Genomic DNA, 12497 nt, shown 5'->3' with positions numbered 1-12497 from the left:
TGCACGCAAAAAAATGAAAAATAAGCACATCAGGGCGATGTTATCACGTAGTACTCGTCTTAATATGTGATATATGATTTATTTTTATGGTTCTGTAAATCAAAAAATTTGTTTAATAATTAAACGGACTTGCTTTTTGCAGATTTATATCTTTCCATAAGATCTATGTCATTATATTGATCTGTAATTGCGCTGCTACTGTGTCCAGCATCATCTCTGACGTGAGCTATTGGGCGGCCGCGTTTGTTTATGTCATCAGATATTCCTGTGTGGCGCAGCCAATGGACGGTTGCTGATTCTAGCATTTGTGATTCTTGAGTTTGTCCTTGTTTTTTTAGTATGTGAATTGCTTCATCAAAACATAACTGAACGATTTGACGTATGCGCCTAGTGCTTGTTGTTGGTCCTTTTCCTCTTTCTTTGGGAATCAACGGGAAGTCATCATCTGGGGAAGGTATATCCGTCAGTCCTAGACTTTTACGATATCTCTTTAGAGCATTTAACATGGCATCACTAACGGCAATTTCACGCATTTTATTGCCCTTTCCTACAACTTTGAACCACCAACACCCATTAGCATCCTGATAAAAATTATTCATCTCTGGGACCCACCGTTCTGTTGCTGTAAGCTCAGAAATCCTTAGATAGAGCAAATATAGGGAAGATATAATAAAGAGCGTTCTTTCATGACGGGAGTCCTTGGTTGCCATGGAGGATGCTACTTTGACGCATGCATCCCATTGTTTTTCTGTAAGGCGCAATGAACAAGATTTTTTTTGGACCTTTTGTAGGTACTTGTTTTTTTGCTTTATTAGGGCAACAGGATTGCGCTCAACTTTTCCTTCTATACAAAAAAAGTTAAACATACTGCTCAATACAGAAAAAATTTCCCGTATAGTCTTCTGAGAAATTGAATAGTCATTTCTATCCGGTATTTTGCCTTCTTTGTAGTCTAGTTTGCTGATACAAGATACAAATGGACGCCAATCTTTATTGGGGCATCGGGTGCCACTTTTATCAATAAATCTCGGGTGACGCTTGGTTGCTATCCATGATATGGGGGGATTGATGCAGAACTTTATGTACTCCTCTATGTCACTTCTAGAAATCTTTAGCAAGGAGATCTTTTTTACTCTCCAAGCCCACTGAATAATTTTTTCAACTTCCCTCCGATATGACTCGAAAGTTGATATATTGCCCCCATATTGCCTTAGGAAATTAATAACCGATACATAATCCTCTAATAAGTAAATATCTGAAAGAGGATTCGGATCAGTCATGAACTCCAGTTTATCAATGACAGGTATAGGTACAACTTTCATCAACGTCGTCTCATGCCGTACATTCTACAGGTCAGATGATATCACAGCCAATGCTAATAGATATTAATTATTTAATTTGCATAAAAACTATGAATGGTTACCTGCAATTTTATAGATGCTTCATTTTTAATATTTCATATAGATGTAGTGGATATTCAAACTCAAGCTTCTAATTATGTTAGCTTTAAGTCCATCCATGATTGATAAATTGTACTTTATTGTTATTGCAAAATAACAATACGCACCGTAGGTGTAATTGTGTATGCTTTTTATGCAGTAGTTTATGTTAATATTTCTTACTCCGTTTTCATTTATCGTCTATTTGATAGTGATTGAATGATATTGAGATAGTGGAAAACAAAAAATGATTATATAAATAATAAGGATAAGTTTATGGCTATCAATGGAGGCAAAGGTGCCGTAGGTGGTGCAGCGAGCGTATCAGGTGCTGTTGGTGATGTTGGTGCTGTTGGTGATGATTCTGATTCTAACTCTTCTAGTACTCTTTTATCTTTATCCCAATCTAGTTCTGCTGATGTCGTTTCATCCAGTTCTTCTGACAGTGAATTAGAGGGCACATCTGATCCAATACGTACCCTTGAGAGAAGAATTGTTAATTATTGCAGGTCGGCCGTTGGAGATATTTTACATGCAGAAGGAATTAGGGCGAGACATGCTGTTGAGTCAGGATCTGCTACCAAGGAAGATATTTTATCACCTGAAAATAAATCCAGACTCTACGATATGTTTATTTGTTCTGTTATTTCTGAATATTCTTCCGCTAGAGAGATGCTCAGTGATGAATTACTAAGTAATTCCGATATTATGGAAGCTGTTACTTCTAAGGTGTCCCAGGATGCATTTTCGATATTTGAATCAAGATTTTCAATATTTGCTGAAACTAATTTAGATAGGTACTTAGGATCATCTTCTCCAATTGCTAGGTCACTTACTGATTTGGATACAGCTCTACGCGGACTATTTAATAAATAATATCTACATAAAGATGGACATATTATCATGTGTGATTTTTTAAAAAGCTAAATTACCCACTGTTACTTTTGTGTTTTGTTTATTACTCCTGAGACAACGATGGATGTGACTCTTATTTATTTGTATACGATAACAGTTAATCCCAGAAAATTATGACCAATAAATTGTAGTACCTATAGATGTACAATGAACAAGAGATATTTATGCCTTGGTAATTACAACGTTAAATTGATAACCTAATTATAAATTTAATGATCCCTTAAAAAATCTGTTGATTTTTTTTCTGCCATACTAATTACAATTCTAGAAAGTTCTGATGTTCTGACAGAAGATGACATTAGATAAAATACGGCACTAATGATACAATGAAATTTTTCCATAAATTCTCTTTCTTCTCTTTCTTCTCTTTCTTTTTTTTCTTCTATTTTTTCTGCTTTTTCCATTTTTTCTCTGTCTTTAGCTTCTAGATCGCTGATATTATCAGTGCGTTCAATTGCTTGTTTAACAATGTCATTTATGCTAGTTCTGTGTTTTTCAATATTATCCTCAAATGCTTCCTTTAACTTAGATTTAATATCTGCCTTTAAATCTGATAAAAAGTTTTCCTCTATATAAATCCCAAGTTTTTTTTCACTGATTAATGATTTAATAGTGTCTATATCTAGTGCAAGTAATTTAGAGTAGATATATTTTGCTAGTACATCCATTTCTAGTTCCACTTTTTCTAATGTTAACCGAGTAATAAATAGAATAGTCGGAATTACTAATGATCGATAACTACCTAGTGATGATAATTCATCATTTTTCATCATGTTTTTTTCTAATTTTTCCAGAATAGGACGAAAGTGTGGTGATATTGATTTTGAAAAAGTAAGTGGTTGTTTAATATTGCCTCCAGTTGCTCTAGTATTAATCATGAATTCATTATTTCCCCCGATACTTAGAGATTCTGCTTCCATCATCCATGTATCAATTTTATTACAAGATTGTAAAAATTCTTTATTACAAGCTTGTAAAAATTCTTTATTCCTGAGATCATTGTCACATCCTTGTAAAAATGATTTGCAATTAATCTCTTTGTAGTTAATCTGCGATGCTGTTTGTAAAAATAATTTGCAATTAGTCTCTTCGTCACTAAATTGAGATGTTGTTTGTGACAATTTTTTGCAACTATTCTCTGCGTCGCTAGACTGCGATGCAACCAGATTTTGGGGTAAATAGTATTTAAGATTTTGGCATCTAGGGCGTACATGTTTAGTACGCATATATCTAGGCTGGGTATAGTTTTCATTAAAATTAACGAAAAAAGATGAAAGAGTCTTAGTATTGTTTTTGTGTTCTCTACTCATTGGATGTATTTTATCCGATACGTGGTGTTTGTAGTTGTAGCATCTCCTAATACTACTAGTAGGATTACTAGTAGGTTTTTTAAGAATGGAAATAGTGGGCGTATCAGATACATTTATTTCTTCTAGGGTATTACTAGTAGGTTTTTCAAGAATGGAAGTAGCGGTCATATCAGCTACATTTATTTCTTCTAGGGTAATGGGGTCTGTTTTCCTAAATTCTTTTACTTTTACTAATAGAGATTCATCACTAGGAAATCTCACCGATTTATGTAACTTAGAATTTGACATATCAACTTTCCTAGGGGCCATGTAAACTTTCTTATCTTTATATGGCCCACATGTTTATTACTAAAATTGGAACATTTTAAATTTATTCCAAGGCTAATTACTTTCTAAGAAATCCTTTAATTTTTCTGCAGCATTGCGAATTACCAGTTTAGCAAGGTCTGATGTGCCAATGGATGCTGATACCACATTAGCTACTAGTCCAGTCATAACTTCTATTCTTTCCCTAAGCTCTTCTGGCTCCATACCGTAACTAGTACGTTCAACGGCCTGTTTAATAATATCAGTAAGACTGATTTTATTTTTTTCATAATGTAATTTAAGTAACCTATCTCTTTCGGTTTTAAACTTTGATCTTAACTCAGACAAAAATTTACCTTCTATGTGAGAAACAAGTTTGTTTTCTTCAATTAATTTCTTAATTGCATCAGGATCTAATGTAAGCAACTTCGAGTAAATGGATTTTACAAAATTATTAACATCGGATTTCATTTCTTCTAAAGCTGATCTAACAATGAAAAGAACAGCTGGAATTAACAAGTCATCCGAATATTTTCCTAAAGTAGATAATCCCGAACTCTTTCTCATAACTGCTTCTATTTTTGTCAAAAATGGTGATGCATGTGATGATACTTGATTTGAAAGGGCAGAATACTTATTATCATTACTAGATCTTCTAGTATTAATAATAAACTCATTATGGCCTCTGATTCGTATAGACTCTCCTACAATCATCCAATTATCTATCTTACCTACGACTTTAAGTGGTTCATAATATTGTTCTGGGGAGGTTCTTGCGCGATCCGAGTGTTTAGAATCCTTTCTTCTTAAAGTATTTTCGGGTAACAGGTATGGTTTATCTGAGCCACTATAATAATAGGTTTCATTTCCACTTCTTCTTGAACCGGCAGAATCAGTTCTGTTTCTGCTTTGTTCATATTCTTGTTCTGGTGATGAAGTTCTTTGATCTACGTAATATTTATTATCTTTTTTTCTTCTAGTACTAGTAGTATCTTCAGAGTGTTTGTGTGAGCTACCACTTGTCTTAGAAGTTCTTAAAGATCCATAAAATGCACTATTTCTTTTTTCTGCACCAGCAGACTGTCCCTCTGGGCTACTACTTTTCTTAGGAGCACGTAAAGATCCATAAAATACACTATTTCTTTTTTCTGCACCAGCAGACTGCTCCTCTGGGCTACTACTTTTCTTAGGAGTACGTAAAGATCTGTAACTATCTACTTCGTCCGGTCCAATATCTCCCAGGGGAGTTAATGATAAGTATCTATCTTTTTTACTAGCGGGATTTTGCGAATGTCCTTGTTTATACTCTTTAGGTCTTGCTCCAGTACTGCGAAGTTTTACCGAGTCAGTTGTATCGCTAACAGGTTTATAAGCAACAGGTTCATAAGCACTTCTTCCTTGGGGTGAAGAACTTTCCTGTGATTTTGTGTCTACCATTGCCTCGTAATTAGCACTTTCTTGAGTTGAATAACTTTCCTGTGATTTTGTGTCTACCATTGCCTCGTAATTAGCACTTTCTTGAGTTGAATAACTTTCCTGTGATTTTGTGTTTACCATTTCCTCGTAATTAGCACTTCCTGATGTAGGATTTATTTTACTATGCCTATCAGGTTTTGGTGCAATTGCATAATCATCTATTTTCTCATAATAGTGTACTCTAGGAGGAGGAGTGAAATTTTTATGCCTGTCAGGTTTTGGTGCAATTTCTTTACTGCTGCTGCATTGGTTTTTATCTTTATTAACAGATTGCTTATTAAAGAATTTTAATACCCTTTCCCTTATAGATTTTTTCTTATTTTTTTTACTGTTAAGAAGCGATGCCTCTCTGAGAGTAGGAGCGATTCTTACATTTACATGTTCGTAAATAACTTCTTTTCTTCTACTAGTTACAGTGTGAGGTACAATTCTACTGCCAGCTGTAAACCTCTGATTAAATTTATAGGATGGTTTTTCTACAAGTCCTTCTGGAACCGGCAATACCATGTGTTTATCGTATGGTACTTTACTATGCTGAGAAAGTGGAATATCAACAATTTTTCCCATAAAGAAAGGAGCGCCAATGTCAATAGTTTCTGCTCTACTTCTTGTTCTCTGTTCATAAATGGATCCAAGATTAGGACAACTAAAAGTAACATTTTTATGACCGATATGGCTGATATCTTGGTAGTTGAGGGCACTAAGGTCTGGGCAGCTAGTAGTAGAATAAATACTATTACTGGTACTGGTACTGGCACTAGTGCTAGTATCAGTACTAGTACTGCAGATAGATAATGAATAACTTGTATCGTCTGTGCTTGTTAATGATTCTGTTTCAGTTATTGTGCTTTCCTCCCCGGCAAGAGGATGAGTTGTTGCAGCACTAGAATTTCCTGTGCCTTCAGGTTCTGTTTCGTCAACAGATCCAAGTTGAAAGGTGCTATTATTAGAATTCAATCTGCTTCTGTCCATGATTTATCCCAGTTGCTTGTAGTTTTGTTAATGTTTTACTTTATTAGTTCATTTTTACAGTAACAACACAATAGGAAGTTTCAATTACATAATTAAGCTGTAGATTACATATTATCTAGTGTAAAATGCTTGAAGTATCTTATGAACTAATACGTTGATGCGATTATAATATTTTAGATATTTGAGTGTAATTGGAGATTCCTTCAATATAGAAATTACTAGTAAATGTTAATAGGGGTATTTACTGATTACAAATGTTATTAACAGTTCTTGTAAAGTTCATAATGTTCATAGGAAAAATGGAGTGTTTCTCACTTATTGGTGGATGAGTATTTGCGATGATACAGTATGGGTGCTCTGTGTTTAATTTTATGTTCTAGATTAATTAATTCAAACTTGTAGACATTATTTAATCTTCTCTCCAGTAGATTGCCGTAACACCTGAGTATTTCTTTTTCACTCGATCTTTTTGCTTTTGATATTTCACAGAGTATTTTTTTTGCACGTAAATTAGATTCACCTCTACAGCTCTGTTTAGAAATATCAATAAATAATTGTTTGCAGTTACTCGCTTCTTTTTCTAGAATGTTGGCTATATTTTCTTCTTCAGAATGTATGTATAAATTACACACACGTTCCTCTAAAGTTTTTGTAACAATTTTAAATTTTAATAAAATTTCTTTACAAACATCATCAATGCATTTAATAACCGATTCTGATGTTTCCTGTGATACATGAAAAATAATTGGCTTCCATTGATCCGGTATTTTTGTTCTGGCTTCCTTATTTAAGTAAGCTATTTTGTTTGTATAAATATTTTCCAGCCTTTTTTCCAATATGTTTCCATAGCATTTTAATAGATCACTCATTTTATAATCCACAATCTTGTATATTTCTCCAATAATTTTTTGGGATTTTAAATTATCTTCTCCATGGCATACTGATTTGGAAATATAATAAAATTGCTCATGTAAATTAGAAGTCTCTGCTTCTATAACTTCATCAATACTAACTGTACTACCATTTAGGTAAAGGTCAGTAACAGAATCTATGGATAATGATACTAATTTATCCATTTCTACAGAAACTGTTTTGCAAACTTTATTAATGCTATTTGCTAGTTCTAATGAAAGACTTCTTGGTCCATTAAAAATAATTGGAGTTGTTTCTGATATTCTTTCTACCATATTTCCTAGTAAAATCTTGGAATTTAATTTTTTGCTTAAAAAGAATTTAAAGTATGATATAATTTCTTCCTTTTTTTCAATTGAGGCGGGGATTTTTTTCCCTTCTAAAGTTACTATTGTCACCCTAGATATAAATTCTCTCATAAAACAAAATAATTGATTGTAGTTTTCTTCATCTTTTTTAAATATTTCTTTTTCGAAAAAATTATCAACATGAATTTCTATATCTTTTTTAGATAAATATCCAAGGGCAATTCCTTTGGTAAGTTTTATTTCAAATTTTGATAATTTGTCTTTATTTAATTCCAAAAGTCTATCAACACATGATTCCATTCCTAGTACTAGTTTTTGTGATATATAAAATTTTCCAATATACAAATAATCACTTAATTCTTCTTTGCTTACTATATTGTTATTTATATGGTTTTGCAGGTTATTATCGATCTTTATTTTATTTATTCTTTTTTCTAAAATTGATACAAGGTCATTAAATATACTGCTAAATAACGATTCATAAAGATAATGCCTAATATTTAGTGCATCTTCTGGAACTGATTTTGGCTTGTAATTGGAGTTTCTTTCAAGAAATAACCTAGACTCATGTAGAATAGAAAATATAATTTCTTTGCTTTGAATATTTTTGAATAAATAACTATATATATCAGTGTTACCGCCAATTTTCATTCCTTTCAATATGCTGGAATACTCTGGGGTTTTTTCGTATTCTTTTATTTTTTCAGCAAGCTTTGTATTTAAAGCACTCGTAAATGCACTCTCATATTCTTCTTTTGATGTAATGATTCTAGGGTTAGATAATATTGTTTCCGGTAAGTCACATATTAAATTAAAAAACATTAGCAGTACTTTTTTTGATTTAATCACAAAGTTATCTAAAACAAAACAAGTTTGATCTTTAGATTTAGTAGTTTCTAAAATTTCAGGAATTGATTTTTCTAGTTCTTTTAAATCATTGAATATTAGATATATTAGACCTAAGTATTGTGATTTTAATGATTCTTTTAGATCGGTGTTACCAGGAATTATGATATTTCCTAGATTCGTAGAAACAGAATTACCTTTATTGCTTTTGTGAATAAAAATGGTTTTTCCAGAAAATTTGCTGTGAGCTCCACCTAATGCTAACGGAGAAATTTTATTTATTCCTTTTCCTGTTTCTGCATCTGGGTTTCTTAGTAATGTTTTCTCCAGTAATTCATTTCTTAAGTAATCATCAGTATATCTAGTTCCTCTTCTTTGGTTGCATTCTTTGCTTTCTTCTCTCCAATCCCTTACATCGATTTTATCGTAATCTCCCAATTTTGTTTTAGTGTAAATTAAATTTATTTTTTTATGATCTGGAGCTATAAAATCAACTTCATCCATACCAGTTAATCGAAAATCAACTTCATCCATACCATTTTCTATTGTGTTATCTTTTTTTGCGACTTCTTTGTTGTAAATAGTTTTGGGTGTGGATAGAAATTCTGCCTCAGCAAGTGCAACAGCCAGATATTTCTTTGTCCTTTTCGTAATGTCTTTTAAATCAACTTCTGAAATGCTGTATTTATAGAGATTAGGTTTTTTTTCTTCAAATAATATCGATTTATCAATATGTGATAAAGATGATGATCTTCTTCTTTTTTCAAAATTATCTTTAAATGTAGTTTTTTTTGCTGATTCAGTAATATCTTTAGTATTGAGGGATTCCATACTAATTGACATAAACCCTCGTTTTATTTTTGATGTTCCAAAAACCGTATCTTCATTGCTACAATCTTCGTAAAACGATGATTCTGATTCAATATTTAATGATGACCTTCCAATAGGGAGAGATATATAGTTACTTACTATGCTTTCTGACCGATTTTGGCTCCATAGGAAAGATCTCATTTTTCTCAATGGGGGTCTATCTCTAGGGAAAATACTATTATCAATGTCTAGTGATGATAGTGAATTATCACAAATTGATTCTGATTTTTTGCAAGAGGGTTCAGATTCTTGATCTGAACTATGTTCTTCTGTATTTTGAACTCCATTAATGGTGGAATAATTTTCCATAAATAACCTTGGTTATTATGTACAGTAGGTATATTTATTACTAATTTCTGATGTGGCTGAAATGCATAAATAGTTAAAAAATAAAGTACACTGTGTGCTTTCCTATAAACGCACTAACTAAGTTAGTACTGACGGATATTGTACATAAAATAATTTTTAAATAAAAATAGCAATTGCACCAACAAATAATGTGGTATGTTGATGACAATTATCTATGAGTGGAATTTATTTATATGAGGTGATGCATTAATAATCCAGGAGTTTACTAATACAAAAATATACTAATTAGTAATTGGTATTTATTATTTTCATCAATTCTCCGGCAGCATTTTCCGAAAACTGACATCCCTCTTCTATGTACCCATGAACCGTTGAGTCATTTTTCCATCCTCCTTGTTTCTTTATTAAGCTAAATTTAATATTCTCGCTAGCAGCTGCAGTAGAGAATCCCCTTCTAAAGCTGTGGCTACTTATTTGCTTGGGGTTAATTCCACATTCTTTGGCAATATTTTTAATAAAGATATTGATGGATGATGGGTGAAGTGGGGCTGATTCTAAGTGATTCCAGCGGTTTATAGCCCTGAAGACAGGACCTTCATTTAAATTACTAGCCATAATCCATTCACGTAGGGCAGTTACAGGGCAAATGGGAGGATTGCCAAACGGAATTGCACGTGCACTGCCATGACCTTCTTGATCTGTTTTGGATCGTGTTATGTTTATTGTTACTCCTTTTTCTGTCCAACTAATGTCTTCAAATTGTATATTTACCAATTCTGATCTACGAAAAGCACCGAAAAAAGCCACCTGAAGTAAAGCCATATCACGTATTGTTTTAATGTTTTTTTCTTTGGATAAGAGGTTATTAATAAATGACATCATATTGGTTACGGTCAAGGGTTTTGCTTTAATGGATGGTCGACCATGTTTTCTGCGAATTCCTATCATTATCTTCTTGATTGTGGGGTCAGAGCAGGGGTCAGGTATATTTTGATAGCAATGCCACTGAGAAATGGCAGTCATGTGTAGGCTTAGCGTTGATGGACAAAGATGATTTGCTTTGCCTAAAATATACTTAATTAACATATCTTTAGTTGCAGGTAATCGTCCTCCCCAACGTTCAAATTGAATTATAGCTGAGCGATATGTTTTTCTGGTATTTTCTGCTGTAGATGCACATATATATTCCCTTATTTGTTTTGAGCGCTCCGTTTCTGATAAACTATCACTTTGATAGGAATCATAATGTAGCATCGATTCTTTGTTATCTTTAATCATATACTGCCTAAATTTTTTGTGCTGAAAACACTTGCTGTTAGAGAAATAGCAGAAATAAAAAATAAGTAAATGCCTGGTGCCATGAGGTTATTAGTAGACTTAACTAAGAATAGTCCCCATACTGGCATTAATCCTGCAAATATACCGTATACGAAATTAATAACCATGGACAGGGTAATGCATCTTACTTCCACTGGGGTCATTTTGGTAATTAATCCTGGAGTTACTGATGCCAAAAATGAATTTAACAGTGCCAGACAAGTAAAACTGGTAAAAATCTTCCATTGATTTCCATAACATATCCAATAAAAACAAGGAATTGAAAGGATCATAGCTGACAAAATGGCTATGATGTTTGCTTTGTATATACCAATCTTATTAACTAAAATGGCAAAGATGGGGATTGTAATTATATGAAGTAACAGAAAAATGGAATTTCTAAGCAGAGAATTTTCCTCAGCAAAATTTCTATATCTTATTAGAAAAACAGGTAAAAATAAAAATGTGAAATAGAATATAGTGGCGGTTAAGCATGAAATAAAAAGACACCTGAAAAAATTATGTCGGTGTTTGCTAATTAGCAACTTTATAGGATTACTTGTTCCTCCGCAAAATTTAAACTCTGGCGATTCTTCCATATGTATTCGAGCAATATGAGCCGCTATTCCAAAAGGTATCGTCAATAAAAAAGCAATTCTCCAGCCATAAGTATGCAAAAATTTTTCTGGTAAGAACTCATAAGAAACCCAAGCAACTATTGATGCCAAAAAAGTGCCTAAAGTTGCAGTTAAGCTAGCAGCGCTGGCCCAAAAGTATTTCCATTTTTTTGAAATTTCGTATAGGTAAGCAATGTTACCGGAAAATTCACCACTTACTAATATTCCTTGTGCAATTCTTAGGATAATTAATAATAGTGTAGAAAGGTATCCAGCTTGCTCATATGTAGGAAGAAAAGCTATGGCGGCTGTTGAAATTGTCATCATGATTGGAGTCATACGTAAGGCAAATAGTCGTCCATATTTGTCACCGCAAACTCCCAACATAAGCCCTCCCAGAGGGCGTGAGGCAAATCCTGCAGCAAAAATACCATAAGTCATCAGTAATGATCTAATATGAGAGTTATCTTTTGGGAAGAAAACCTCGGAAAAAATTATACCAAAGAACCCATACAGGGAAAAATCAAACCACTCAACAATGTTTCCCAATGAGGTAAGTAACTTATTTTTCTCTATCATAGTTATCATGGGTACTGTAATTTAAAATCACATTGTCTCATAACATTGATTCAAATGTCTTCATTATTACTAGGTAATGATAGGTCCTTATATTCACTGTAAGTAATATCCATACTATATGAATATATAAAATTCCTCATTACGAGGAAAGTATGTAAAATCTTTGCATTTACTTCTGATAACATTATTCGTTACTGAGGTTTGTTGGAAAAATTATGCTTCGTGTATGATATTATTTTTTCATAGCTTTGCGATTAAATACACATAATTTGCTTTTGGCATTATTATCATGTTGTATTTTAAAATTTAAATAGCGCTGAT

General features: G+C 32.7%; 7 protein-coding genes. 1 reads left to right on the top strand and 6 read right to left on the bottom strand.

What is annotated here, in order from left to right; genetic code table 11:
• Positions 1–119 precede the first annotated feature (119 nt).
• Entirely contained in the window at positions 120–1322 is a 1203-nt protein-coding gene (locus Arg41_RS05640; protein WP_092343459.1) for a tyrosine-type recombinase/integrase, read from the bottom strand.
• A gap of 393 nt (positions 1323–1715) precedes the next feature.
• On the opposite strand from Arg41_RS05640, the gene Arg41_RS05635 reads away from it, so the two are divergent.
• Positions 1716–2315: a hypothetical protein gene (locus Arg41_RS05635; protein WP_092490576.1), complete on the top strand. Its 600-nt coding sequence runs from the start codon at positions 1716–1718 to the stop codon at positions 2313–2315.
• Between the two features lie 248 nt (positions 2316–2563).
• Here the strand turns inward: Arg41_RS05635 and Arg41_RS05630 are convergent, their stop codons facing one another.
• The 5 genes from Arg41_RS05630 to Arg41_RS05610 all read right to left on the bottom strand — a co-directional run bounded on the left by Arg41_RS05630 (position 2564) and on the right by Arg41_RS05610 (position 12176).
• Positions 2564–3952: a hypothetical protein gene (locus Arg41_RS05630; RefSeq protein ID WP_157722292.1), complete on the bottom strand. Its 1389-nt coding sequence runs from the start codon at positions 3950–3952 to the stop codon at positions 2564–2566.
• 93 nt (positions 3953–4045) lie between these two features.
• The gene (locus Arg41_RS05625; protein WP_092490575.1) at positions 4046–6418 is read right to left on the bottom strand and encodes a hypothetical protein; all 2373 of its coding nucleotides are present in this window, start codon (positions 6416–6418) and stop codon (positions 4046–4048) included.
• Between the two features lie 311 nt (positions 6419–6729).
• Entirely contained in the window at positions 6730–9663 is a 2934-nt protein-coding gene (locus Arg41_RS05620) for a hypothetical protein (RefSeq protein ID WP_092343463.1), read from the bottom strand.
• Between the two features lie 285 nt (positions 9664–9948).
• Entirely contained in the window at positions 9949–10941 is a 993-nt protein-coding gene (locus tag Arg41_RS05615) for a site-specific integrase (RefSeq protein WP_092343464.1), read from the bottom strand.
• On the bottom strand, positions 10938–12176 hold the full coding sequence (locus tag Arg41_RS05610; RefSeq protein ID WP_157722291.1) for an MFS transporter: 1239 nt from the start codon (positions 12174–12176) through the stop codon (positions 10938–10940). The genes Arg41_RS05615 and Arg41_RS05610 overlap by 4 nt, the downstream gene beginning before the upstream one ends.
• Positions 12177–12497: the final 321 nt, after the last annotated feature.

Source organism: Candidatus Ichthyocystis hellenicum (genome assembly GCF_001460935.1).
In the GTDB taxonomy this organism is placed as follows: Bacteria; Pseudomonadota; Gammaproteobacteria; order Burkholderiales; family 2013Ark19i; genus Ichthyocystis; species Ichthyocystis hellenicum.
The sequence above is the reverse complement of the archived record's forward strand: the minus strand, read 5'-3'. Positions and strand labels throughout refer to the sequence as shown.

Bases quoted from the DNA above. Each gene is read 5' to 3' on its own strand.
- Arg41_RS05640 (WP_092343459.1), bottom strand. From the start codon at position 1,322: ATGAAAGTTGTACCTATACCTGTCATTGATAAACTGGAGTTCATGACT.
- Arg41_RS05635 (WP_092490576.1), top strand. From the start codon at position 1,716: ATGGCTATCAATGGAGGCAAAGGTGCCGTAGGTGGTGCAGCGAGCGTA.
- Arg41_RS05630 (WP_157722292.1), bottom strand. From the start codon at position 3,952: ATGTCAAATTCTAAGTTACATAAATCGGTGAGATTTCCTAGTGATGAA.
- Arg41_RS05625 (WP_092490575.1), bottom strand. From the start codon at position 6,418: ATGGACAGAAGCAGATTGAATTCTAATAATAGCACCTTTCAACTTGGA.
- Arg41_RS05620 (WP_092343463.1), bottom strand. From the start codon at position 9,663: ATGGAAAATTATTCCACCATTAATGGAGTTCAAAATACAGAAGAACAT.
- Arg41_RS05615 (WP_092343464.1), bottom strand. From the start codon at position 10,941: ATGATTAAAGATAACAAAGAATCGATGCTACATTATGATTCCTATCAA.
- Arg41_RS05610 (WP_157722291.1), bottom strand. From the start codon at position 12,176: ATGATAGAGAAAAATAAGTTACTTACCTCATTGGGAAACATTGTTGAG.